The sequence below is a fragment of the Oceanobacillus sp. Castelsardo genome (assembly GCF_001659985.1).
Taxonomy (GTDB): Bacteria; Bacillota; Bacilli; order Bacillales; family Amphibacillaceae; genus Oceanobacillus.
This window is the reverse complement of record NZ_LYCS01000003.1, coordinates 326660-352379: the sequence shown is the minus strand read 5'-3', so window position 1 is coordinate 352379 and position 25720 is coordinate 326660. Positions and strand designations below refer to the sequence as shown.

General features: G+C 38.6%; 24 protein-coding genes and 10 tRNA genes. 21 read left to right on the top strand and 13 right to left on the bottom strand.

Annotated elements, in window-relative coordinates:
• The first annotated feature begins 116 nt into the window (after positions 1–116).
• From A9178_RS08430 to A9178_RS08385, 10 genes are all read left to right on the top strand, one after another.
• Positions 117–189: transfer RNA gene (locus tag A9178_RS08430), tRNA-Lys, on the top strand.
• Positions 190–196: 7 nt separating this feature from the next.
• Positions 197–281: transfer RNA gene (locus A9178_RS08425), tRNA-Leu, on the top strand.
• Between the two features lie 22 nt (positions 282–303).
• Positions 304–378 (top strand) — tRNA-Gly (locus A9178_RS08420).
• Positions 379–385: 7 nt separating this feature from the next.
• Positions 386–474 (top strand) — tRNA-Leu (locus tag A9178_RS08415).
• A 2-nt stretch (positions 475–476) separates the two neighbouring features.
• Positions 477–553, top strand: a tRNA-Arg gene (locus A9178_RS08410).
• Between the two features lie 46 nt (positions 554–599).
• A tRNA-Ser gene (locus A9178_RS08405) sits at positions 600–692 on the top strand.
• Between the two features lie 10 nt (positions 693–702).
• Positions 703–776, top strand: a tRNA-Gly gene (locus tag A9178_RS08400).
• An 11-nt stretch (positions 777–787) separates the two neighbouring features.
• Positions 788–861, top strand: a tRNA-Ile gene (locus A9178_RS08395).
• 149 nt (positions 862–1010) lie between these two features.
• Positions 1011–1085: transfer RNA gene (locus A9178_RS08390), tRNA-Asn, on the top strand.
• 20 nt (positions 1086–1105) lie between these two features.
• Positions 1106–1178: transfer RNA gene (locus tag A9178_RS08385), tRNA-Ala, on the top strand.
• 197 nt (positions 1179–1375) lie between these two features.
• Here A9178_RS08385 and A9178_RS08380 read toward each other — a convergent pair.
• From A9178_RS08380 to A9178_RS08365, 4 genes are all read right to left on the bottom strand, one after another.
• Complete coding sequence (locus A9178_RS08380; protein WP_197482167.1) at positions 1376–2230, bottom strand: DnaD domain-containing protein; 855 nt, start codon at positions 2228–2230, stop codon at positions 1376–1378.
• A gap of 574 nt (positions 2231–2804) precedes the next feature.
• On the bottom strand, positions 2805–2951 hold the full coding sequence (locus tag A9178_RS18935) for a hypothetical protein (RefSeq protein WP_156520729.1): 147 nt from the start codon (positions 2949–2951) through the stop codon (positions 2805–2807).
• Positions 2952–3735: 784 nt separating this feature from the next.
• Positions 3736–4299 (bottom strand): methyltransferase family protein, encoded by a 564-nt coding sequence (locus A9178_RS08370; protein WP_068674260.1) that lies wholly within the window; start codon positions 4297–4299, stop codon positions 3736–3738.
• 234 nt (positions 4300–4533) lie between these two features.
• Positions 4534–5013 carry a GyrI-like domain-containing protein gene (locus A9178_RS08365; protein WP_068674257.1) on the bottom strand — a complete coding sequence of 160 codons (480 nt, stop codon included), beginning with the start codon at positions 5011–5013 and terminating at the stop codon, positions 4534–4536.
• Between the two features lie 101 nt (positions 5014–5114).
• Between A9178_RS08365 and A9178_RS08360 the strand changes: the two genes are divergently transcribed.
• The 5 genes from A9178_RS08360 to A9178_RS08340 all read left to right on the top strand — a co-directional run bounded on the left by A9178_RS08360 (position 5115) and on the right by A9178_RS08340 (position 9738).
• Positions 5115–6077, top strand: coding sequence for a helix-turn-helix transcriptional regulator (locus A9178_RS08360; protein ID WP_068674255.1), 963 nt, complete (start codon positions 5115–5117; stop codon positions 6075–6077).
• A gap of 437 nt (positions 6078–6514) precedes the next feature.
• Positions 6515–7471: a WD40/YVTN/BNR-like repeat-containing protein gene (locus tag A9178_RS08355; protein WP_068674253.1), complete on the top strand. Its 957-nt coding sequence runs from the start codon at positions 6515–6517 to the stop codon at positions 7469–7471.
• Positions 7458–8348 (top strand): hypothetical protein, encoded by an 891-nt coding sequence (locus tag A9178_RS08350; protein WP_068674251.1) that lies wholly within the window; start codon positions 7458–7460, stop codon positions 8346–8348. The genes A9178_RS08355 and A9178_RS08350 overlap by 14 nt, the downstream gene beginning before the upstream one ends.
• 209 nt (positions 8349–8557) lie before the next feature.
• Positions 8558–8782 carry a hexameric tyrosine-coordinated heme protein gene (locus A9178_RS08345; RefSeq protein ID WP_068674249.1) on the top strand — a complete coding sequence of 75 codons (225 nt, stop codon included), beginning with the start codon at positions 8558–8560 and terminating at the stop codon, positions 8780–8782.
• Positions 8783–9240: 458 nt separating this feature from the next.
• Positions 9241–9738, top strand: a complete 498-nt coding sequence (locus A9178_RS08340) for an LURP-one-related/scramblase family protein (protein ID WP_068674247.1) — start codon at positions 9241–9243, stop codon at positions 9736–9738.
• Positions 9739–10102: 364 nt separating this feature from the next.
• Here the strand turns inward: A9178_RS08340 and A9178_RS08335 are convergent, their stop codons facing one another.
• Positions 10103–10942 (bottom strand): TetR/AcrR family transcriptional regulator, encoded by an 840-nt coding sequence (locus tag A9178_RS08335; RefSeq protein ID WP_068674245.1) that lies wholly within the window; start codon positions 10940–10942, stop codon positions 10103–10105.
• Between the two features lie 93 nt (positions 10943–11035).
• On the opposite strand from A9178_RS08335, the gene A9178_RS08330 reads away from it, so the two are divergent.
• Both A9178_RS08330 and A9178_RS08325 read left to right on the top strand, forming a co-directional pair.
• Positions 11036–14119, top strand: coding sequence for an efflux RND transporter permease subunit (locus tag A9178_RS08330; protein ID WP_068674243.1), 3084 nt, complete (start codon positions 11036–11038; stop codon positions 14117–14119).
• A 206-nt stretch (positions 14120–14325) separates the two neighbouring features.
• Positions 14326–15771, top strand: a complete 1446-nt coding sequence (locus A9178_RS08325; RefSeq protein WP_068674241.1) for a carbon starvation CstA family protein — start codon at positions 14326–14328, stop codon at positions 15769–15771.
• 88 nt (positions 15772–15859) lie between these two features.
• Here the strand turns inward: A9178_RS08325 and yidA are convergent, their stop codons facing one another.
• From yidA to A9178_RS08290, 7 genes are all read right to left on the bottom strand, one after another.
• Positions 15860–16675 (bottom strand): sugar-phosphatase, encoded by an 816-nt coding sequence (yidA, locus tag A9178_RS08320; RefSeq protein WP_068674293.1) that lies wholly within the window; start codon positions 16673–16675, stop codon positions 15860–15862.
• 156 nt (positions 16676–16831) lie between these two features.
• Complete coding sequence (locus A9178_RS08315) at positions 16832–17755, bottom strand: EamA family transporter (protein WP_068674239.1); 924 nt, start codon at positions 17753–17755, stop codon at positions 16832–16834.
• 106 nt (positions 17756–17861) lie between these two features.
• On the bottom strand, positions 17862–18251 hold the full coding sequence (locus A9178_RS08310) for a hypothetical protein (protein WP_068674237.1): 390 nt from the start codon (positions 18249–18251) through the stop codon (positions 17862–17864).
• A gap of 284 nt (positions 18252–18535) precedes the next feature.
• Positions 18536–19918, bottom strand: a complete 1383-nt coding sequence (locus A9178_RS08305; RefSeq protein ID WP_068674235.1) for a sensor histidine kinase — start codon at positions 19916–19918, stop codon at positions 18536–18538.
• The gene (locus A9178_RS08300) at positions 19915–20595 is read right to left on the bottom strand and encodes a response regulator transcription factor (protein WP_068674233.1); all 681 of its coding nucleotides are present in this window, start codon (positions 20593–20595) and stop codon (positions 19915–19917) included. The genes A9178_RS08305 and A9178_RS08300 overlap by 4 nt, the downstream gene beginning before the upstream one ends.
• Before the next feature lie 118 nt (positions 20596–20713).
• The gene (locus tag A9178_RS08295; RefSeq protein WP_068674291.1) at positions 20714–21421 is read right to left on the bottom strand and encodes an ABC transporter ATP-binding protein; all 708 of its coding nucleotides are present in this window, start codon (positions 21419–21421) and stop codon (positions 20714–20716) included.
• Between the two features lie 2 nt (positions 21422–21423).
• Positions 21424–22458 (bottom strand): ABC transporter permease, encoded by a 1035-nt coding sequence (locus tag A9178_RS08290; protein WP_068674231.1) that lies wholly within the window; start codon positions 22456–22458, stop codon positions 21424–21426.
• Between the two features lie 264 nt (positions 22459–22722).
• On the opposite strand from A9178_RS08290, the gene A9178_RS08285 reads away from it, so the two are divergent.
• From A9178_RS08285 to A9178_RS19140, 4 genes are all read left to right on the top strand, one after another.
• Complete coding sequence (locus A9178_RS08285) at positions 22723–22944, top strand: DUF2829 domain-containing protein (RefSeq protein WP_068674229.1); 222 nt, start codon at positions 22723–22725, stop codon at positions 22942–22944.
• Between the two features lie 51 nt (positions 22945–22995).
• The gene (locus A9178_RS08280) at positions 22996–23751 is read left to right on the top strand and encodes a 3-oxoacyl-ACP reductase (protein ID WP_068674227.1); all 756 of its coding nucleotides are present in this window, start codon (positions 22996–22998) and stop codon (positions 23749–23751) included.
• 150 nt (positions 23752–23901) lie between these two features.
• A complete protein-coding gene (locus A9178_RS08275; RefSeq protein ID WP_304439145.1) occupies positions 23902–24315 on the top strand; it encodes a QueT transporter family protein in 414 nt (137 codons plus the stop codon).
• A 183-nt stretch (positions 24316–24498) separates the two neighbouring features.
• A complete protein-coding gene (locus A9178_RS19140) occupies positions 24499–24654 on the top strand; it encodes a hypothetical protein (RefSeq protein WP_197482166.1) in 156 nt (51 codons plus the stop codon).
• 190 nt (positions 24655–24844) lie between these two features.
• Here A9178_RS19140 and A9178_RS08270 read toward each other — a convergent pair whose 3' ends face one another.
• On the bottom strand, positions 24845–25654 hold the full coding sequence (locus A9178_RS08270) for a sugar phosphate isomerase/epimerase family protein (RefSeq protein WP_068674225.1): 810 nt from the start codon (positions 25652–25654) through the stop codon (positions 24845–24847).
• Positions 25655–25720 lie beyond the last annotated feature (66 nt).

The window sequence follows — 25720 nt, the reverse complement described above, 5'->3', positions numbered from 1 at the left end:
ACTTCTACCGAATTTGCTTCGAGTAACCCCGAAGCATTTAGCTTCCTTGAATAAGCTAGTAGATGTAGGGGTCATTAACATATTAACTTGAATTAGTAGCTAAGAGTATTTAATACGAGCCATTAGCTCAGTCGGTAGAGCATCTGACTTTTAATCAGAGGGTCGAAGGTTCGAATCCTTCATGGCTCATCATATTGCGGGTGTGGCGGAATTGGCAGACGCGCTAGACTTAGGATCTAGTATCTTCGGATGTGGGGGTTCGACTCCCTTCACCCGCACCATCTTTTTTAACTAAAATGTCACGCGGAAGTAGTTCAGTGGTAGAACACCACCTTGCCAAGGTGGGGGTCGCGGGTTCGAATCCCGTCTTCCGCTCCAGACCATTGCCGGGGTGGCGGAACTGGCAGACGCACAGGACTTAAAATCCTGCGGTAGGTGACTACCGTACCGGTTCGATTCCGGTCCTCGGCACCAATGCGCCCGTAGCTCAATTGGATAGAGCGTTTGACTACGGATCAAAAGGTTAGGGGTTCGACTCCTCTCGGGCGCGCCATTTACATACTAGAGTATGGAAGTAGCTTAGATGCTATTATAAACATGGAGGTATACCCAAGTCCGGCTGAAGGGATCGGTCTTGAAAACCGACAGGCGGGTCAAACCGCGCGGGGGTTCGAATCCCTCTACCTCCTCCATTTAAAATATGCGGGTGTAGTTTAGTGGTAAAACCTCAGCCTTCCAAGCTGATGATGAGGGTTCGATTCCCTTCACCCGCTCCATTATTTATAGTGGGCCTGTAGCTCAGCTGGTTAGAGCGCACGCCTGATAAGCGTGAGGTCGGTGGTTCGAGTCCACTCAGGCCCATTACAAACTTGATTCATAAGTGGTTGGAAATCTCATACATTTATGATATTGTACCCTTAGCTCAGCAGAATAGAGCCACAGCATTCTAAGCTATGGGTCAGAGGTTTGAAACCTCTAGGAATGTAGGGCGCCGCAAAAATATTCATTATTCCACAGTAGCTCAGTGGTAGAGCAATCGGCTGTTAACCGATCGGTCGTAGGTTCGAATCCTACCTGTGGAGCCATTTTACATATAATATATCTCGGGGCCTTAGCTCAGCTGGGAGAGCGCCTGCCTTGCACGCAGGAGGTCAGCGGTTCGATCCCGCTAGGCTCCATCATAAATGGATTACAGTTAGCGTATTGTCTAATTGTAGTTCTTTTTTGTTTCTAATCGAAACTAGTCTGTTGTCAAAGGTCTTTCAAGATGAGCCAGAGGGACAAGTGTTGTCCTAATAAAAATTAGTACTCATAGATCAAAGATTCATTTTGGAACAGAAAAGTGGAACGGTGGACTGTCCCCCTGGCTTCCCAATCACCCATACCCCAATTCTCTTTTCAACCGCTGAATCTCCATCCGAACGGCGTCTGCCTCTTCCGGATCTACTACCATACTTTGATTTTTTTTCTCCAACCGATTTTTCTGCTCCTCTTGTTCTTTAAACCAATCAGGAATTACTTCACGCCTCCCATTAGGAATATAATGATAATGTCGCTTTTTCCTATTTCGAAATTCCATATCATCGGCCCTCACCGCATTCATATTTCGAATCCCTTTCTTTTCCCATGCTAGCAATATACCTTTCACATTCACCCAACTCGTCTTATTTCTTTCTAATGCACGTTTCATCGCTTCCAGTACTAGTGTCTCTCCTACATTCTCTATCCAATCATTTAATGATTTCGTCACGAATGGGCTTATGGTACTAAAGTTTTCTCGATAGAACTGAAATACGTCTTTTTCCTCAGACTTTTGCTTCGTTCCCGCTTCCCCTACTGCTTCTGCTTGTCCCTTTACACCTTCCTCTTGTTTAGTAGTGGGTTCCCCAGCTGATTCTGCCTCAATTGAAATATCATCCGCATCTATCTGTTGCTCGTCATTGTTACTTTCTATCAAACTAATCATTCGATAAATTGGAGCTTGATTGCCGCTTTGAGGTTCATAGGCAATGTATCCTTTTTCTTTTAGTTCTGTTCTCGCTCGCTTAAAACTAGATTCAGTCAAACCGGACTTGAATCTTAAAACCGTTCCCGCAACACGAAATTCGTTCTTCCACCGTGTTTTGTTATTGATATGCATGAGCGCATACCATAAGGTAATTGCCGAACTTGTTAGCGGATTATATTCCATCGAATCATAAAAAGCGTTTAATTCTCTTATATAATTCATTGTACTCTCCCTTTCTATATGCCCTTTTTCTTCAGTTTCCATCTCATTTGGTTTCATAGCACGCTTCTATACGCCTGTTTTCATGAATTCCATCTCATTCGGGTTCATAAACTGGCTCTATGCGCCCGTTTGCCTGAATTTCCATCACGAAAGGGTTCATAGGCTGGTTCTATCCGCCCGTTTGCTTGAATTTCTGACACGAACGGGTTCATGGCCTGCCCTATACGCCTTTTTCCCCCCAGTCTTTACACCGCCTCCACAGATGCAAATTCTTGTTCTGCAATTTTTTTTAGCACATATCGCAAATGATGAAATAATACACCCATTTCCGCTGTTTCTCGATAAGTAGCGAAAATTCGTGCTCCCAGGAATCCATTTCCTCTACCTGAATTCCACTAGTGTCCATGATTGGCGTTTTAGAATCTTCGTATTGATTTCCGTCATGGGAAGTGAGGATTTCTCTTTCTCTTTCCACAAAGTTTTCTTCGTCATTGGTTTTCTTACGGATAAGATCGATGGGGCGATTGCGAATGGTGTAGTTGAAGTAAGCCGCGAGGGGTCCTTTGTTTGGCTCTTATTTTTGGTAGGCAATCCATATGGCGTACAACCCTTCGGAATAAAAATCACCAAACGGATTGCGAATGCCAAGCTTATGCATGTGATAATAAATACGTTTCTCATTCTGTTTAAAAATTTCTTCAAACCTATCGTTTTCCTTCAATTCAACATCTTCCCTTTTGTTCCTATGCTGTAATTCTTATTGTCGAATCTAGCATAATCAACCCGATGAAATTTGTAAAGTACGCTAACTTCGCATTTTCGACATGGTTCGCCATGATTCGACGAGATTCTACCCTGTTTTTCATGCAAAAATGACGTTTTTGTATAAAAAGTTGAAGTTAGGCAGTTTTTATACTTTTTTCTCATTGTCTTTGTCATATTTTGTCGAATGAGAAAGTTACCCTCACAGAATTCCGTTTGTAAATTGTCGCGCATCCGTAGTAGATAGTATTACTTTTCATTCGTTTCGTTTTGTTTATATAATGTGCTCGCACTTCGGCTCACACTATGGCTCATGGTTCGGCCCCTACCTCGGCCTGCGAGTTGTTCATATTACAGACACGGGTACAGGTGCATCGGCCTTTTTTCACACTTTCCACTTATCTGAATGGAGCCTTTATACTGTTGTCAAAATTAAATTTCCATTCTATTAATTTATCCTATGCACGAATCCGGGACGTCTCCCAATAATTAGCCTGATTCGTTTTTTGTAACTGTAATGAATGGATTGTAATTATCTATTCGTTTCCGGAAATTTTTAATACATGGTTTTTAGGGGAGATAGATAGGGGGACAACCTCGTCCCCCTGGCACAGAATTGGTTACGGAGGCCGTTGAATAATGATGAAGCATTATCCATCCTTCAGTAATGCACACGTGTGTTTAATTTTTTTGGCTATATTAATATGAATGAAAGAGGTGCCCTTTTCCTCAAAAGACTAATGCTAAAGGTATTTACGGACCTTTTTACAGTATGCTTCGTATTCTTCACCGTAAATCTTTTTCAAGGATTTTTCCTCCAGTTGAACCTGACGATTAAAAAGCCAAAATCCAGCAACTACGTACAATAATAATATCCAGTTTGGTAAAATCAAAAATATCCCTATTAGAATAAATCCAAAAGCTGTGTAAATGGGATTACGGCTAATTGCAAAAACACCTGTTGTTATAAGTTCACCTGGTTTTTCTTCATCAATCCCAACTCTAAAACTTTTCCCAAATGAAATTATGCTTAACGAGAATAATACTAAACCCATCATGCATAAAGCTACACCTATCCAGCTAAGGATTTCATTGCTAAATAGTTTGGTACCTAGTTCTGGCAAATCAAAAACATTCGAGAAAATAAGATAAAAAAACAGTAATGCAAATGGAATAATAAAGAAATCTTTCTTATCTAGCTCACCAAATCTAAAAGCTTTAATTCCCTTTTTTTTCAACTGTTTAGCACGAATTATAACCATTATGATCATTAAAAGTAATGATATAATTGCAAAATAACCTTGCACAATTACACCCCCATTATTAATTATCCTATCCACTTTAACTTGTCCTCTTCAATCACACTTATTTAACCAACAAGAATATATTTTCTAACATATTTAATAAATGGTGATTATGAATTCCAAAGATACAAAACAGATCACTTATTGGTAACGGGGACCATTCGTGATCTGTTTTATAATGTCAATTGTAAACTTTCCTTTTAGTTAGTAGAGGATTTTCATCCCGACTTTTAACTGTTATTTTCTAACAACAGGGATCCACATTTCACCATATACTAAGCCGTCTTGCTGTCCCATCAGAACTGCTGCATTTGGACCACCAACATAGGATACATCCGTTACTTCCATTAGGACTTCGCCAAAGGCAATACCAGTAAGCTTGTTACTCAATTCTTCATCTGTATTCGCTTCTCCTTTAACAACGATATATTCCCCTTTAGGAAATTCAATAAGTCTAGTTGCCTCTGGTAAGGATTCCTCCGTCATAACGCCAGCATAATGCATCATCTTGTTATTCACTGCCTCGTTTACAACAAAAATGTAGTCATTTATTGCGACGGATTTTAGTTTATCAAGTCTTCCATCTTGATTGACAGCTTGCCAAAAGTCTGCCTTTTCCTTATTAATACCAGCATAGTCTGTGTAATCACTCTTAAGCTCTGTTCCAATACCTAAAACAGTAAAGCTGTCCTTCTCTTCTAACGTATAATTTGCCATTTCAAAATTCCTCCTATTAAATTAAAGCTTTGTTTTCTTACTTGCTGGGTTTATAATAGCATTAAATCATGTCAAAAAATGATACTGTTTAGGAGGTCCCAATGAAAAAAGTTGAACGGATTAATACAATCATGCGGTATATCAACAACCGCTCCTACTTTACAACTTCTGAAATTATGCAGGAATTTAACATCTCTCGTTCGACTGCTATTAGGGATATCAGAGAAATTGAAGCTATGGGGATGCCACTTGAAGCTGAAGTTGGAAGGGACGGAGGTTATTCTGTCATGAACAACTCTGTCCTGCCTTCTATTCACTTTACCGATAATGAAGTAAAAGCGCTTTTTATTGCCTTTATGGCCTCAAGAAATCAACAACTTCCCTATCTAAAAAGTAGACAGTCTTTAGCTGAAAAATTACTAGGCCTCATCCCAGAAAACCAACAAGAGACCCTAGTTTTATTAAATCAAATCTTGCTTTTCGAAGGTACCAATCCGAATAATCCTGATTTACTTGATCTGTCAGACCTCCCTCATCCCATGTTAGAAAAGCTCATCCAGCTCCTTCTTTTGGACAGTCATTTATTGATTACCATCAAAGAAGGGAGGGTAATAAAGTCTTATCCAATTTATCTCTTGCACCTTTATCGTGAAAAAAGCTTATGGCAAATTGAAGGATTTGACTTAAAAGAAGAAAAGAGGAGGATTTTTTCTGTCGACCACCTTACCAATGTAAAACCATACCCCACGAAAAAAAGAGTAAATAAGAAAATGGTTTTAGAAAAACTAAGTAAGCAGGAAGAAGTATTCAACCTTGTCATCGAATTTGGCCCAAAGGCAATTGCGCAGTTCAAAAAATACCATCCTTTAAAATTTTCAATTTCCTATACGAGTCCCTACCAAGCTACAGCCATTCTAAAGGCTTTTATCAATGTTAATATGCCCGAAGAATTGACCGATATAACAAATTGGCTCCTATTCCTAGGTGAGGATATCAAGTTCAGGGAAGTGCCAAAAGAAGTCTTAGAATGCTTACAAAAAAGATTATCCTTATACCGCCAATAAGTAGTGGCAGAGCCATGGGGACGGGTACCTCGTCCCAATAAAAAATAGTACTTAGAGATTGAAGACTTGTTTTGGGATGGGGAACTGGGACGGTGGACCTGTCCCCATGGCTTTTGTGGCTTTTGAGCCATGGCTTTTCTATTAATGTACCCCCATATATGTACTTTTAAAAAGAACAATTATGAAATTGACTCAATTAATAAATGATAAAGCCCCATTTCCTAGCCTCGAGAAAAAATTTGGCTCTTGTTTCCCCTGCCCATCCATAAAAGTAAGGTATAAGCACCAGTTAGTTTAAGTGCAACACTTCACATACTAATTGACTACAATTAAATTTAAGGTTGACTTATAAAGTTTTTAATGAAAAACTATCCCCATGATAAGTTGAGGATAGTTTAATAAAGGAGCCATAGCTTTAAAAAGAAGGGGGATTTCTAGTGAAAAACTTGTTATTAAGTGTATCAAGCCTTATCATGCTTGTTTTAATGATTACTTCCATATTCCATTATCAAGATCAAAAGGAAATGCCATATTCGCCATTATCACAGCCGGATGCATTTCGTGATAATCAAGAATCACCAAATATAGCTGAACAATCTCAGTCCCAAGAGGAGTTTCAAGCAACCAATCCAGATGAGAAAGTTACCTATACATTACAAAATGATGAGTTGAACATCACGTTTAATAAGGGAAAGGATTGGACTACGGTTCCAGTTGAGATAGATCAATTGTTTAGTGGTGAATACAATGGGAACAAGCAAGAACTGATTGAAAATAGCTATATCCTTACAGAAAACCGAGCTGCATTCTTATATTCTGAGGGAGAGAGCTGGGATAATCAAAGGATTTTGTTGCTCTATTCAACGGATCAAGGTAAGACATGGGAGGAAATATTAGTTACAGAACCCTTCTCTGTCATGCGTTTTCGAAAAGTAGAATTTCTAAATGAAAATTTTGGATATATCATTATTTCCGGTGGTCGAACGATGTCACAGGAATCTTCACATGTTTTTTTAACACATAATGGTGGAGCAAGTTGGCAGGAAACAACTAACTCTGGAGTAACAAGATTAATTTCTGATGGTGGCTTTGTCGATGAATCAACAGGATTTTTATCCTTTGGAACGATTAATCCAGAGGAACCGGATCTTTATGTGACACAGGATGGTGGTCATACTTGGAACGAGGCAACAATAAATATTCCAGCTGAGTATAATCTGATTTTTGTACAGGCTGAAACTCCTGTAAAAGAGCAAGACCATTTGTCCATATTGGTAAATCAAGGTCCGAATGGTGATTATAAAGGTGGAGAAGTAAAGGGGAAGTTTATTTCGATCGATAATGGACAAACATGGGAATTTCAGATGGAGGTGAAACCGAATGAAAAAGAATAGGAATCATTTGAATATAATTGGTTGGATTTTATTTGTTATTTCTTTTGGCTTATTCTCTTTTCAGATGGGGTATTTATTCATATCTGAAAAGTATCAAGTGGAGTACATTGATAATCGGTTATTTTACATCATCAATATTTTATGTATTTTCCTTCTAACCTTAGCGATTGTGTTTCAAATAAAACTTACGAAAAAGATGAAAGTAATTGGTGCAAGTTTAGTAGTTATTTTTATTGGGGTTCATCTATTCATGCTTGTTACCAGTAATCAAGCGGTCAAAAACATTACAAGTATATCCCCTGATTGGAAGCATGTTTTGTCAATTAAAGAACATGTAGAGAGTGGAGAGGCCATGTATTATCGGGACTACTACGGCATTCTGGCTCGCGCAAAGGAAAGGTTGCCTTTTGAGACAAAAGGAGAATTTCAAGTGAAGTGGTTAGCGAATGATATTGCTGCCGTTACATACGAAGCAAAAGACAATACCGTTCAACAATTTATTGGCACTTATGGTGACCGAGGTAGTGGCAGGTCTTATTATTATGTTGGAGCTGAGATACATGGTCGCTGGCAAGGTGAAAACATTCATGTAGTAAGCGACACGGAAGGTATTTCTGTCACTAAAGATGGTAAAACGGAATTATTTGAATGGAGTGATATTCAACAATTTGGTACACTTGCTGTCGTTTTAAAGAAAAATAACGAAGCCGTTTGGACGATATCGCTAAATGAAAACTTTGAAGTTCATTCTGATGCCTCTGAATCAACAGTAGGAAATATCACGATTTATGAAGCAACAATGGAAAAAAACAAGCCGATTACACTACATTATAGTGAAGAGCCAGAGGGACAGGTACCTCGTCCCAATAAAAATTAGTGCTTAGAGATTTGGTGGACTGTCCCCCCTGGCTTTTTACCTGCGCGGCGTTACTAAAACTCCCGCCTCTACAGCGGGAGATAAGTGCCGCCAAGCTTCGAAATAAGAGCGACTAAGTTTCAGGTGGAGTTAAAACTCCACCTGAACAAGTCTTCTTTATGAATTTTTCTAATCTATCTCTTATAAGATTGTATAAAGGGGGAAATCTTATGAACGATTGGCTTGCAAGTTTGAAGACGGAAACACCACAAAAGGGGTTTGAATTAGCGATTGAGTTGGCAAGGAAGGGTGTAGCGTATACACAACCTTCAGCAGATATCAGGAAAAAGTTACGCCCAAAGTATGCCAAGAATGCGGATAGTCTAATTATGACATCGCAAGTCATCGCGATACATTTTCAAACGGTGGCTGCTGCAAATAATTATTGGAAGTAAGTAGAGTCATCAAGGAATGAAGAGTACATTTAGCGCTAGTATAAAATGAAAGGGTAAAACCAAGTTGTATAGTCGGGATAAAAGGTTACTTCTTTCACTGAACAAGGCGTTGAAGCGGTGAGAGACTGACCTATTGGATTTGGGAATTACCGCATGGAAAGGTGATAAAGCACACTTTAGATGTTAGTTCCGTTTTGCATTCTCATCGCTACCTTTATTTTAAATTATGAAAAACAATGAATAAATTACAAACCCCTTTGAACTTCTAAAAGTTTAAGGGGTTTCAATTTTTGTTTTGAAAGAAAAGAAATTCATCAATAGTATGAATGAACGTTCCACTTCATTTAACTGTTTAAATGGTATAATTGGATTAGTTGAAGGTCCAAGTGAAATTGGTTTCGTGAGGGAATAAAAAGCAAAGTATCCGTTATATAAAGGAAGGACATAGGAGGGTTTATATGAAGCATCTTTATATTAAACAGAAGGTATTCAGTTTAAGCGAGAAATTTACGGTCAAGGATCAAGAGGAAGAAGATGTTTATTACGTTGAAGGGAGTTTTTTGAAAATCCCAAAGACCTTCTCCATTTTGAATACAGCAACAGAAGAGGTTGCACTCATTGCCAAAAAGGCGTTTAGTTTTTTACCGAAGTTTTTGGTTGAGGTGAATGGGCGAGAGGTGTTGACAATTAAGAAGGAGTTTTCTTTCTTTAAAGCACGCTACACGATTGATGCGGCAGGCGTTGAGGTACATGGTAATTGGTGGGACATGGATTTTCAAGTATTACGACATGGTGAAGTCGTTGGGAAAGTGAGCAAGGAGTGGTTCACTTGGGGAGATAGCTATAAGGTCCAAATTTTAAACGAGGAGATGGAAGTCACCATTATGGCACTCGTGATTGCCATTGATTGTGTGAAGGCTGACCAAGCAGCCACTACCTCAGTTGCAGCTACTTAACATAGAAATTGTACTAAAATTTTATTTAAAGGATTTAAGTGAAAATGGGAAACGTTTGAAAATGAAGAGGAACCCCGAACGTATTCCTATTTTTATTGTGTTTTTGTTTTTGCGAAAAGAATCCCCCTACGCCCCCAAATCACGAGGTGCCGCACCATTCTAGTCGTATAGAATCCCTCTATACTCCCAAATCACGAGGTGCCGTGCCAATCCGGTCGCATAAAACTCTCCTCACCGCCCAATTTCAATAAGAAAACGAACGAGCCACTATATTTTCCGCATTTATTGACGTACTAGTCTCGCCGGAATCCTTTAATAATGGCCCCGCTCTTCCCTCTCCCTTTATTCAGGATTTAAAGACCATTTATATTTGAAAATAATGGCGAAGCAGATAAGAGACCCATTTACAATGTGGATTTTTTTGAATGTTTTCAAGTAATCCTGCTACAATAGCTGGGCTTAAATTCGGGTTAAGCAGCTGTTGTTTTAGAAGTATTAATGATTCTTTTATAATAGGTTCGTCCATTTCCTTTATATTTTGCTCCAGCAATTCTAGGAGCTGTTCCCGTTTTACTTTATCATCCGTCGTTTGACTAACAACTTGGATAATCTCTTTTGTAAGAAAAGGGATGCTTGTATGTTTTGCTAGTAGATTTGTTTTTTCAACGAGTGAATGAGCTAGTAGGTCTAAATCTAAATCCAATGAAACAACATTATTAAATAAAAACAACTCGGAATACATCGTTACAAAGCTTTTAATACAATACATAAGATCATACTTTATGTGTGTGATCTCTTCCCCATATAATCGCTCAACCATTAATAAAATCGTAGAATCCATTAGTGCGTTGTAATATCGTATCCTTCCAAGAAGGTCTTGATTCAAAGAATGTGTTTGCTCTTTAATAAAAATTTTGCCGAAATCTGAATGTTTATGGAAGGATTGTAAGTTTGTGTAATAAAAGGAATACAAAAGTTCCTCGTTATTCGTTGTTTTGACTATGTAGTCAATGTCAGAAATGAACGCCTCCATAAAGTGATCGATTAAAGCGATAATCAGTTCGTCTTTTGACTTGAATGACAAATAAAAAGCACCTTTAGAAATGCCGCAATAATCTGTTATTTGTTGAACGGAAGTAGCTTCAAAACCTTGCTTAGCAAAAAGATCTAAAGCGCTATCCATAATTAATTGTTTTTTACTCATTTTATCTTCACCCGCTTTTATTGTTGACAAATGACCGGTTAGTCATTAGTATAAATAATTAGGTTTTATAAGTCAATTTAGGTAGGTGAAATTGTGAAGGGTTTAGTAAACTTTGTTATAAAAAATAAATTAGCAGTCTGGCTGCTTACCATAATTATTACGGTCTCTGGTATTTATTCAGGAACACGTATGAAAATGGAGACAATACCAGATGTATCGGTTCCGTTTTTAATGGTAATGGATGTATATCCTGGTGCAACTCCTGAACAGGTAATGGAAGATGTTTCGATACCATTAGAAAAGGCCGTAGAAGATTTAGATAATGTAAAGTCTGTCTATTCTAATTCTTATTCTAACATGGCTAATATTCAAGTTGAGTATGACTATGGGATAGATATGGACGAGGCCAAGCGTGAATTGGAAGCGGCGCTGGATTCGGTATCCTTGCCAGAAGACGCTGAGGAGCCAACCATTACTGCAATTAGCATGAGTATGATGCCAGTTGTTGCATTAAGTGTAAGTAGTGAGGAAGAAGATATTGTTGAATTAACATCGACAGTGGAGGACGTTCTCCTTCCAAAAATCGAGAAAATCGATGGTGTTGGATCGGCGACTATTACAGGTCAACATATTGAAGAAGTCGAGCTTACGTATAACGAAGCAAAAATGGCTGAATATGATTTAACTGAAGATGACGTCAAGCAAATCATTCAGGCAAGTGATTTAGCTGTTTCCCTAGGGTTATATGAATTTGAGGAAGGGGAACAAGCTGTAGCGGTGGACGGCAAGTTCATGACAACTGATGAGTTAAAGGAAATGCTTATTCCAGTAACCCCTTCAGAAACTAATCCATCACCATTTGTGAAGCTTAGTGATATCGCTACGATTAAAGAGGTCGGAAAAGTCCAATCGGTTTCACGAACAAATGGGGAAGACGCCATTGCAATTCAAATTGTCAAAGGTCAACAAGCAAACACGGTTGACGTTGTTAATGATGTAAAAGAGTTAGTGAAAGAAGAACAAGAAAGAATTGATGGTCTTGTCATTGATATTTCGCTTGACCAGGGAGAACCGATTGAAGAATCAGTATTTACAATGGTCGAAAAGGCGTTATTCGGTGGATTAATCGCCATCCTAATCATTCTCTTATTCTTACGTGATTTCAAATCTACCATCATATCCATTGTATCTATTCCGGTTTCTATTTTGATGGCTTTATTACTATTAAACTGGTTGGATATAACATTAAATATTATGACTCTAGGTGCTATTACAGTTGCAATCGGACGTGTTATTGATGACTCCATCGTTGTAGTAGAAAATATTTACCGACGAATGCATCTGAAAGGTGAAGAATTGACAGGTCGTGCGCTCATACGTGAAGCGACCCTACAAATGTTCAAACCAATCCTGTCATCAACACTCGTAACAGTTGCGGTATTCGCACCACTTATCTTTGTTGGTGGTATGGTAGGGGAATTATTCATGCCATTTGCATTAACAATGACATTTGCACTTGTAGCGTCGTTAATTGTTGCGATTACCATTGTTCCGGCACTCTCTCATTTCTTATTTAAGAAGAAGCTTTATAGTGAAAAAACAGAAAGCAACCATAAAGAGGCTGGTAAATTAGCGAATTGGTATAAAGGTATCCTTAACTGGACGCTTAACCACAAGATTATTACTTCACTAGCAGCTATTATATTATTAGTGGGTAGTTTGGCTTTAACACCATTAATTGGTTTTAGTTTCATGGGTAGTGAAGAAGAAAAAATGATGTATCTCACGTACACCCCGGAAACAGGCGAACTAATGGATGAGACATTAGATAACATTGAAGTGGTAGAAGAAGAACTGCTAAAACGTGAAGACATTGACATCGTTCAATTATCTGTAACTGATAGTGGCGACCCAATGGCATCGATGATGGGCGGAGGAGGAAACGGTGCATTAATGTTCCTCATCTTTGATCCAGATATGGAAGATTTCCCAGAAGCACGTGACGAAGTTTTAGAATATGTGACAAACATTGATCAATCCGGTGAATGGAAAAGCCAAGACTTCTCTAGTATGGCTATGTCTACCAATGAACTCGAGTATACCTTCTACAGTGAAGATTTAAATAAGCTAAATGAATCTGTGATAATGGTAGAAGACGTGATGAAGGAAAATGATGGTTTAGAAGATGTTTCATCAAGTACAGAGGATGCGTATGTAGAGTACACATTTAATGTATCGCAAGAAGAGTTACTACAGTATGGGTTAACAACGGGACAAATCGTTATGATGCTAAGCCCAACTACAACGCAAGAAGTGATCACAACTGTTGAAAAAGACGGAGACACACTAGATGTCATTGTCCAACAGGAAGAAGCTGATCAACCTAAATCAATTGATGAACTATTAGCGACGGAAGTACCGACAGCACTTGGTAAAACAATGCAACTTTCTGAACTTGTATCCGTGGAAGAAGGTACAACGTTAAATACACTTGCTCGTAGTGGAGGAGAATACTACGCGACGGTTTCAGGTACGATTATAGAAGATGATATTTCAAAAGCGACTTCTGAAGTAGATCGTGCAATTGAGGAATTAGAGTTGCCTAAAGGTGTATCCGTTGGTGTTGGTGGTGTTGCTGCTGATATGACGGAAACATTTACACAGCTTGGTGTGGCAATGTTAGCGGCAATTCTGATTGTTTACTTTATCCTGGTTGTAACGTTCGGTGAAGGCCTCGCGCCATTTGCAATCCTATTCTCATTACCGTTTACGGTGATTGGATCACTTGTAGGGCTGCTAATAGCCAAAGAAACGATCTCAGTTTCTGTCATGATGGGTCTATTAATGTTAATCGGTATCGTGGTTACGAATGCTATCGTGCTTGTAGACCGGATTATTCGTATGGAACATGCCGGCATGACCCTGCGTGAAGCGATTCTTGAAGCAGGGACAACGCGCCTACGTCCAATTTTAATGACAGCTATTGCGACTATTGGTGCATTAATCCCATTAGCGTTTGGAGCCGGTGGTGGCGGTTTGATTTCAAAAGGCCTTGCGATAACTGTAATCGGTGGTTTAACAAGTTCAACCATATTAACGTTGATTATTGTTCCTATCGTTTATGAATTATTATCGAAGTTATTTAAGAAAAACCGTAAAGAAATAGAAGAAAACTAAGTTTAAAGTTAAGCCCTACAAGGTGACTCATCACCTTGTAGGGCTTTTTACTTCGGCTGATTTACAAAGGGGGTGGAAAAGCACCTAAAGGCAGCCTATTTTAAATAGTGAAAAAAATTACAGGAAATGTCAAAAAAGTCATTGATTTTTCTTTCTATTCGGTATATTATTATATTTAAATTTTTAGAAAAAAGGGGGTTTCAGCGATGGTTACTTTTTTAGCATCCATCTTGTTGTTAATTGTTGGATATATCGTTTACGGGAAGGTGGTTGAGCGAATTTTTGGCATTAATGATCAGAATCCAACGCCTGCCTATACGAGCAACGATGGTCTTGATTACATGCCAATGAGTTGGTGGAAAGCGAGTTTAATTCAGCTTCTAAATATCGCTGGAACCGGCCCAATCTTTGGCGCAATCATGGGCGCGCTTTATGGCCCAGTTGCATTTATATGGATTGTAGTTGGTAGTATTTTTGCTGGAGCAGTACATGATTACTTTTCAGGTATGGTATCGCTTAGACATAATGGAGCACAATTTCCGACCATTGTTGGAAAATATTTGGGTGGGGCCATGAAATTCGTTACGACGATTGTTTCAATCATTTTAATGGTTTTAGTGGCAGCAGCATTTACTGCAGCACCTGCTCAGTTACTAACTCAAATCACACCACTTAACTTTACGACGTGGCTTGTTATTATATTTGTTTATCTATTACTTGCGGCAATCCTACCAATTAATAAAGTAATTGGTAGAGTATATCCTATATTTGGAGCAATATTAATCTTTATGGCTGTATCAATCGGAATTGGGATGTTCTTTTTTGACAATCCAATCCCAAATCTAACGTTAAGTAACTTACACCCTGGAGAGCTACCAATCTGGCCATTATTAATGGTAACCATATCTTGTGGAGCTATCTCTGGATTTCATAGTACACAAAGTCCTATCTTGGCCCGAACATTGAAAAAAGAAAGTGAAGGTAGAAAGGTGTTCTATGGAGCGATGATTGGTGAAGGAATCATTGCTATGATTTGGGCAGCGGAAGGGATGACCTTTTTCGGTAGTACAGGTGCATTGAATGCAGCACTGGAAGCGGGCGGTCCTGCCGGGGTCGTTAATGAAATCAGTCTAACGACACTAGGAGCATTTGGCGGTATGATAGCGATATTGGGGATTGTCGTTCTTCCGATTACGACTGGTGATACGGCATTACGGTCTTCCAGAATGATGCTTGCAGAATTATTAACACAATTGACAAAGAAAGACTTTAATGGAAAAGGAAAATTGACTTTACTTATGGTACCGGTAGCAGGCGCCACGCTATATCTGACTACGATTGATTATAGTTTCCTATGGCGCTATGTTGGCGGGACAAATCAGGTAGTTGCTGCAGTAATGCTATGGACAGGGGCGATGTACCTTATGAAAAATAACAAGTTCCATTGGATCTGTAGCATCCCAGCGTTATTCATGACTGCAGTGGTAAGTACGTATTTCTTTTACGCACCAGAAGGCTTTAATCTAGACTATGGTATTTCTCTCGTTCTAGGAATGGTAGTTTGGTTGGCTGTACTTGCTTGGTTTGTGAGGCAACTTGTTAAGCATAAAACAGCTGGAAACTATGAGGAATCAGATGTGAAAGTAGGATAAGTAGATTTGATGGGGATACTGGAAACTAATCCAGTATCCCAATTTTTTATAAGAGAGGTGGGTGGGACGATGAACCTGTCCCCGTGGCTTATAAAGTATCCAAAACAAGCTTTTTAATTGCATACGCCACTCCGCTTTCATTATTGCTTCGGGTTTGGAAATCGGCGGCTGCTTTGACTTCAGGGATAGCATTCCCCATTGCTACGCCACACCCAGCATACTCGATCATGGATAAATCATTTCCGTTATCCCCAAAGCTCATGATTTCTTCTTGTTTAATGTCGAGCTGTTTTGCTAGCTTTTTCACTGCGTTTCCTTTGCTTGCGCTAGGATGAACAAATTCAAGGAAATACGGGGAACTTTGAACAATCGTATACTGTTCTTTTAGGTTCTCTGGAAGTGCTTGAATGGTTCGATTTAAGTTGTCTGGATTATCAATGAACATGATTTTGGGTATCGATATATTGGTTGGTATGTCGCTTACTTGGCGATAAGCTAATGGGATTTGACATAAATATGCTTCCAACACGGTATATTCACTAATATCGGCGTTCGGTGAATATACTCCTTTTGCATCAAAGAAGTGCATTGGCGATTTCAATTCAACACTAAGGTCATGAAGCTTCACCAAATCATCATGACTAAGCGATAATTCAGCTACAACCCCTTCTGTGTGAGAGTCTTGTACGAGTGCACCATTATAAGCGATGGCATAATCACCCTCTTCATCTAGGTTTAGTGCTTTAATGTAGCCACGCAAGCCACCAATTGGGCGTCCAGAGCATAGGACAATTTTTATCCCCTGTCTTTTTGCCTCGGCTAATGTGCTTTTTACATCTTCTGGTACTTCATGACGGTCATTTAAAAGAGTCCCGTCCATATCAATTGCGATTAATTTATACAATTCCAATTCTCCAATCTCCTGTTGATAGCCCCATTATACGACAAAAAGAGCCAGAGGGACAGGTACCTCGTCCCAATAAACATTGGTACCCAGAGGTTAATGTCTTGTTTCGGTTCAGAGAAGTTGGAAGGCGAACCTTGGTTAAACTATCCCATTTTACGCCCGTTTCATTTCTTCTTCATCCCTAACCATTCTTTTAGACTTAAAATAATTCGTGCCAAGTTCATTTAATGCGATAGCTGCTAGTATAATAGCCGTTCCCAACCACTGAAGCGGTGTTACAGTTTCTGACAAAATGAGACTCGCTGATAGGATGGCAATAGGTAATTCGATAGATGTTAATATATTGGCGATTCCTCCTGAAACGAGAGGTGCGCCTACTGCGTAAAATAATGGTGGAAGGACTGCTCCAAATAACGAAACCCCAACGGCAGTTGTCAATAAGTTTTTCTCTAATGGTAGTACAGTTGGGATGTCACGCATGAATAGAATAAGTACTAAGATGGTTGACCCTGTGACCATAAAGGAGCTCCGCGTCCAGGCATCGACATGGACAGCGATCTTTCCACTGAAAAAGATAAAACCCGCATAAGTGAATGCTGATAAAATACCGAATACAAATCCTTTAACAGGCAATCCTTGTATGTCTCCATTTGCAATATTGGAAGCGAAAAAGACCCCTATTAAAATTAAGATGATGGACAATAATGTTGTAGGTGATGGTTTTATTTTAGTGAAAATCCATTCTAGAATAATCCCTATCCAAACGAATTGGAACATGAGAACGATGGCTAAAGAAGCCGGTAGATATTGCATCGAGCCATAATAAAAAATACTGGTTAATCCGACAAAACAACCAGTAATCATAATTTGAAGAATGTTCTTCTTATTAAGCCCTTTGAAACTAGAGCGTTTTAATAGAGTAAAAGACCATAATAAGAATGAGGAAATAATCATTTGAACGATAGTAATTTCTCCAAGTGAGTAACCGTAGCTAAACCCCAATTTAGCGAATATCGGTGTAAAGCCAAAACATCCAGCACCTAATAATACAAATAAAATACCTTTATTTAATTTCATTTATTAGACCTCCCTTGGTGCCCAACTACATTATCATAACATAAAACAAGAGAGCCGGGGGGACAGGTCCATCGTCCCAATAGTGGGTGGGACGATGGACCTGTCCCTATGGCTCTCTGTAAAAGAGTGTGATGAGGAAAAAGGCAATGAAGCTTATCAGTAATGCAACTCCTCCGCCAATATAAAAGGTTAGTGTTAATCCTTCTGGAAGATTAAATGGTTTAACCATATATAACCACATGCCTACGGTTAAGCCTACAGAACCTATAATGGCACTCCAAACGTGTATTTTTGTCAATACAGTCTCTCTTGTTTGGAAAACTTTATAATAAACCGCCCATGCAAAAAGGGTTAACCAACCAACGACTAGGCTATGTGCATGAATGGGACGGAATGCATACGACCCCGCACCAGCCATATGTGCCCCTAACAGTGCTCCTATTAAACCGAAAATACCTGCAAATCGTAACAGTATTTTACTATGTTTATTCGTCATAAAATCCCCCTCGACTTTTCATAATTTAGTTCTTTTCCCGTGTTCCTCTATAATTTACTCGATGAATATGAACGGAAGATGAATAAAAAACAAAAAAAGAGTCACTCCTTTCCGATTGGGAATTCAATCGAGAAAGAATGACCTATCAGAGGTTGTTCAAAAAGTCCGGTGAAAATGACACTTCGCATTTCTTCGTTGGCTTGCTTTTCCGCTGCTCAAAGCTATGCCGCCTCGAACTGCTCGGTCATTTTCATCCTCCTTTTTGAACACTCACTATCAAGGTATTACGAATGAACAGGTAACTCAACAATAAATGTAGTTCCTTCTTTTACTTTACTATTCACATGAATATGACCATCATGCAATTGGATAATGGTCCAAACGATGGATAAACCAAGGCCAGTCCCCTCGATAGTCCGTGTACGTGCGGTATCTGCCCGGTAAAAGCGGTCAAAAATCCTTTCCATTTCTGCATCATTTAATCCGATTCCTGTATCACTAAAGGTTGCTAAGATCGATTCCCCTTTTTCCTCCAGCGTTATTTCAATACTTCCGTTTGGTTTATTGTATTTAATGGCATTTGTTAATAAATTATCCCAAACCGTATGGAGTAAAGATGGATCACCAATGATTTCGATATCTGGCAAAGAATAGCTCAGCATAATATCTTTTTCGCTTACTTGCCATTGATAATTTCGTATCAATTCTTTCATTTGTTGTCCAACGTTGAAGGGTCTTTTTTTCATCAAATCATCACTACGATCTAGTGAGGCCAGAAGTAATAATTGTTTGGTTAAGCTTGATAGCCTGCCAATTTCATCGTTAATAATGGAAACGTAATGCCCCCTTTCTTCTATACTGATCGATTCGTTTTCCAATAGGCTTGTATACCCTTTTATATTGGATAATGGAGACTGAATGTCATGGGAAATGTTTGAGATGAACTCTTTCCTAACGTCGTCCATTTGTTCTAATTGTTTTGCCATTCGTAAAAAACTATGAGAAAGTTCTCCTAACTCATCGTGACGAGTAATATCGAGTTCCACATTGAAATCGCCACTAGAGAGTGATTTTGTAGCTGTTGTTAATTTGGAAATGGGCTTTACTAAATATTTGGTACTAAAAGCAACCATGACAATACTCAGAATAATCGTAAACACAAGTAACCACCCAAATAAATAATGCATCTCATTAAAAAGAAGTTTAATATCCGGTCTAAGGAAAAGAGCATAATTTTTTCCGTTATAGGTTAATGGAACGCCAATGGTATTCTTTAATTCATTAGCAAAAAAGCCTGTTACAAATGTCTCTTGTGGAAAATGAAGAATACCATGATAAATGTCTCCGTCTAGTACACGTTCCTTTGTTGCAATAGGAAGACTATTGTCTCTAAATGGTGCGCCATAAAAGGCTTCCTCTCCAGAATCATCAATCAGATAAATTTGATATCCAATGGAAGAGATGTTTTCTAAGTATTCCTTCAAATCGATAGTAGGGTTCTCGGCTGTATATGCAGTGATGGATTGGGCAAAGTCTGTTATTTTTTCATCGTTATAGGGTTTTAATTTTTGTTGATAATACGTATTGGATATTAAGAAAGCAAGAATACTGCTTAATATCATGATTCCAATCGTAATGACAACAAATTTCACGTAAAGGGTTTTCATGGTCGCTTTGCCTCCAATGAATATCCAACCCCACGCACGGTTTTAATTTGGAAGTCGACCGTCAATTTTGAGAATCGCTCTCTTAATCTTTTGATATGAACATCTACTGTACGTTCATCCCCTTCATAATCGAAGCCCCAGATTTGTTCAATTAAATGATCTCTGGAAAAAACCTGCATCGGTTTGGACATAAGAAAATACAAAAGCTCAAACTCTTTTAAAGGTAAAAGGATGGTCCGGTCCCCGATTTGAACTTCATAGCTTTTCTTGTTTATCGTTGTATTTCCTATACGTACAACAGATTCATCTGGTTGATTATCATAGCGCCGCAATAGAGCTTTAATACGAAAGCTTAATTCTTTTGGCTCAAATGGTTTCACTAGATAATCGTCTGTACCAGCTTGGAATCCTTGTTCCTTGTCCTCAATCTGATCTTTGGCTGTTAAAAGGATGACTGGAATATTATATTGATTACGAATTTCTTTTGTTAACTCAAAACCGTTCATAAAAGGCATCATCACATCAACAACCGCTAAATGGCATGCTGTCTTATGAAGTACTTCTAAAGCTTCAACACCGTCTTTCGCTTGGAATACGTTATAACCTTGCTCCGATAAGTGGATAGATACAAGCTTTAAGATATGAATATCATCATCAACAACTAGAATATTTGTCATCATGTTAGCTCCTATAATAATTAAAAATTTAACTAAATACCTTCATTACTAAAACTGTATAGAAAAAAGCAGCCTAGCGCAATATGGCAAGGCTGTATTTTAAATATTTAAAGTGATGTTAAGCTCTTCCTACAAGTTCAGGGTTTTCATTCTGTAAAATGAGACCATCACTCATTTTAATAATATGATCCGCATAGGAAAGCATTTCTTCATCATGCGTGACGATAAGGGTAGTAATGTTTAGGGTTTTCGTTAATTCCCGTATTAATGCCATCACATCTTTAGACCTTTTGGAATCTAGACTTGCTGTCGGTTCATCGGCGAAAAGAACTTTAGGTTGGTGAATGATGGCACGAGCAATGGCAACCCTTTGTTTCTCCCCACCCGACAAGGAAGGGGGATAAGCATTTTTTCGATGGTCCATGCCAACTAATTGTAGAACACGATTAACTTCCCTTTTTTGTTCTGTTTTCTTTAATGTTGAATCAGAAACATCTAGCATGAGCATGAGTTGTTCTTCGACTGTTAGAAAAGGAACAAGATGTGCAAATTGAAAGACAAAGCCAAATTCACTTGCCCGTATTTGGCGGATTTGTTCTTGGTTCATAGCGTTTATATTTTTCCCCTCAAACAATACCTGGCCATCAGATGCAGGCTGAAGTCCCGCTGCTATGGTGAGTAGTGTGCTTTTACCAGAACCTGATGCACCAACTAATGCTGTTATCTCACCTTCCGCTAAAGAAAGATTAATACCTTTTAGTACTTCCTCTTTTACCTCTCCATTAGTAAACGTCTTTTTAACTTTATCAATTGTAAATATGGACATCATTACATCTCCCCTTGTTGTATTGCTTGTAATGGTTCTACTTTCTTAATTTGAATACCTGAAAGTGTAGCTCCAATGAATCCGATAATTAGAAACACGAGAGATAAGGTTGCTGTTGTTTCCATCGTTAAACTAAATGGCATTCCTTCTGGTGCTATCCTATTAAAGACCTGACAAAGGACAATAGATAAAGCAAGCGCGGGTACTGTAATAAAAATCATTTGTGCCCACATGATTCTGAATAACCTACTAGTTTTTAACCCAATTGCTTTTAAAATACCGTATAATCCAATTTTTTGGACATTCATCATATAGAAAAAGATTGCAAATAACAGACCACTAATGACAACTAAAAACCAAACAATCATATTTAAAGACATCTGTTCTGCACTATAACTTGGGATCGTATTAAGAAAATCCTGTTTGGAAAATGATTGTAGTCCGGCAAATTCTTGGGAAGAATCCCCTCCCAGAAGGAAGACTAATTGCATTTCATTTACTCTATAAATCTCTTTGTAATTTTTTATATTAATAAAAGCGACCGGTGCGTGGCTGAATTTCGTCTGGTCAACAAAACCCTTTACGATAAACTCTCCGCTAAACTGATTATTTGTTAACGTATCTCCAACTTTGATACCTTTATCTTCCATGGAGCGATCTAATATTACCTCTCCGCTTTTCACATGAGGGAACAATTTAGAATCAGTTGAGGTAACAAATGCAACACTTTGTTGTTTGTCACTCTCATCATTTAAAAAGCCCATTTGAATGGATAGTGCCGTAGCATCCTTTTCATTATTTAGTAACTTTTCCATCGTACTATTATCTATTCTCGACAGATTATACGTTTCATCCGCATCTGCATCCATGTAAAATTGTCCGTTTGGTAAATCTTTAATTAATGCAGCATTATCCTGAGATAATCCATTTGCTAAACCTGAAATAATAAAAGTTAGTAAACTAACAAGAAAAACAATAGAACCTAATATTAAAAATCTTACCTTACTTTTCTTAATTTCTTTCCACGCAAGGTTCATCATTCATTCCTCCAATCTCTTATTGACAACCCTAGAATATAATTTTTATATGAATGGAAGATGAACAAGTTATTACAATTTAAAACCGGAGGGACAAAAAACCGGAGGGACAGGTACCCCGTCCCAATAAATGAAAACTATAGAGATTGTAACCTCGCTAAGAAACAGAATTGGGACGTTGGATTGTCCCTCTGGCTTAAGATTGTAATTCCTTCATGATTGGCTTATACTTTTTCATATCAATAGATAAAGGGATGATTTATCGTGACATTTGAAGAGATTTTACCTCGTTTGAAGGCTGGAGAGAAGATTATTCGAGAAGGCTGGCCGGGTGCAGAATTGTATGTGAAATTAGTTGGTGAGACTACAATAGATGGCGAGAGGCTGAATCCATATTTTTTGATTAATGTGGAAGGGGAAGGCTACACGATGTTTACCCCAACGGTTTGTGATTTACTAGCAGATGATTGGAAAGTTGTTGAATAAGAAGAGATTGCCCATGTTTGACATGGGTTTTTCTAATTGGTGGTGAAAAAAGTGAATTTTAATGAGTTCAACGAAAAAGTTGTGTTTGTAACAGGTGCCGATTCTGGAATAGGATACGCACAGGCTGAAGCCTTTTTGAAGCAAGGTGCAACTGTGTTTGCAATGGACATAAAGGAAGGACAATTAATCGAATTAAAACATACATTTGGCGACCAATTTGACTATATCCTTGGGAGTGTACGTGAGAAACGTGACGTCGAAGCGGCTGTTCAGAAAGCAATGGAGCAATATGGACGAGTGGATATCCTTCTAAATACAGCGGGGATTTTGGATGGCTACGCAAAGACGTTGGAAACAGACGAGGCATTATGGGATCGTGTGATGGATACGAATGTAAAAGGGATGTATCACGTGACGAATGCGGCCTTAGTCCATATGCTAAAACAAAAAAAGGGTGTCATCATAAACATAGCTTCGATTGCAGGTTTTGTCGCAGGGGGCGGCGGAGCGGCGTATACAGCCTCCAAGCATGCCATTATTGGTTACACAAAACAGCTTGATTATGATTACTGTCGAGAAGGAATCCGTGCGAATGCATTAGCTCCCGGGGCGATTGAAACTCCGATGAATCAAGCAGATTTTCAAGGAGATGGGGAGATGGCCAAATGGGTAGCAGAGGAAACTCCTGCGGGAAGATGGGCCAAGCCGGAGGAAGTTGCAAACCTCACGCTGTTTATTGCAAGCGAAGCAGCGGATTATATACATGGAGCGGTTATTCCTATTGATGGAGGGTGGACAATGAAATAGGCCTATTCATTTCCTCTATCCTCTGTTATACTACTCTAGTAAGCTTTTTTGCTTGCACTATGGCACTTAGCCAGGGCGAATATGCTCTCATCCTTTGGCCATAGTTATTACTAAAATAGCAATAAGCTATTTTACAAAGGAGAAATGGAAATGAATACTCAGGCGTATCAGGAAACGTCACTTACCTCAACTCGTGACCTAACCAAAATAGGTCTCGTTGCTGCACTGTATGTTGCAGTAACCCTCATCTTATCCGTTATTAGCTTTGGAGCAATCCAGCTAAGACTATCGGAAATGTTTAACTACCTTGCACTCTTTCATAAGCGCTATATCGTAGCGATTACATTAGGGGTAGTCATCGTTAACTTCATGTCACCGATGTGGTTTCTCGATGTCCCAGTCGGTGGGATTGCAACCTTTCTTGTTCTGATTCTTTCAAGAGCCTTAACAAAAAATATGAAAAACTTAAAAGCAAAACTGGCTACTACGGCGATTGTTTTTGCATTATCCATGTTTACTGTTGCTGGACATTGCATATTGTTTTTGATTTACCGTTTTGGGTAACGTATTTAACGGTTGGGCTTGGTGAACTATTATCGATGACTATCGGTGGATTCATTATTTATGTCGTTAATAAAAAAATCAATTTGGCAAAATAGAATTTTATTGAAATAGGCGAATAACTATTCCTCTTTGAAAATGGTCGCATAGACTACTTTTGAGGCAATTTCAAGGAGGAGATATATAGTGGAAAGACAATTTTTTGGTGGTTATCTAGGATATGTAGGCTATCCCGGACATGGAGGTTACCCCGGACATGGCGGTTATCCCGGACATGGAGGTTACCCCGGACATGGCGGCTATCCCGGACATGAAGGTCATCACCGAGATGGTTCTTGTTAGTCCTTTGAAGCAATGTTAGTTATTTTACAATGCGTTATTTTCTTAAATGTCATTTGACTAGTGCTTGAGCTCCAAACGCAAATATGTCATAAGCCATTTATTATTGTTTTAGTTCATAATTATGTCATCCCCTCACTGACTAAAGTAATAGAGAAGTGGGGGACTGACATTAGAAATAATCATACATACATTAAATAACGGCCATCGTCTGATTCCATTGATTTAAAGAAGTACGCAAGGAAGGAAACCCTTCTTGACCAAAGTATTCTAGTGAAACAAACCCTTCATAATTTCTTTTTCTTAATTCCCCAAGGATGGCATGATTATCAACATCGCCATCAAAAATAGCAGCTGGTTTATTTTTATAACGCTCCTTTAAATTGTATTTATAATTTTTCAAATGTACGTGACTAATATGAGAATAGACGGAATCAAGAACCTTAATTGGATCCTCTTGATCTACGTATAAGTTAGCGGCGTCGTAGATCAACTTAATCCGCGGATGATTAATATCCTCTATTAGTTTTTTGATGGATTCGGCTGTATCAGCAAAGGAATCATAGTGAATTTCAATAGCTACATCCACGTCGTAAAGGTCTGCAACTTGGGCAAACCTCTTAAATTCCGTAACGGTTTCAGACCATTGTTCAGGAGATGCGTTTCTTGATGCAATATGTCCAGCAAAGGTTCGAATTCTTGGGCAGTTTAACTGACGAGCGATATCTAATAAATTCTTTGCCTGTTCCATTTCTTTAAGGTGTTGTTCTCGATTCCATAGTTTAGAAAAAGTAGTATAGGCACTAATAGAAGGGATCTGAAACCCATGTGATGCGAGTAAGGACGCCAACTTATCTAGCGGGCCGTGTTTTTCTTGAAATCGTTCAATATGCTTACTCCATAATTCAAGACCCTGTACATACGTTTGTGTAGAGCTTAACCATTTAACAATTTCCTCAATATCCCACTCTTTAAATCCTGTTGTACATAAACTTAGTTTCATAAAAAATCCCACCTTTTTTTAATTTGTTATCATAAACGATCCATTTTAAAATGATAGGAGTCCATT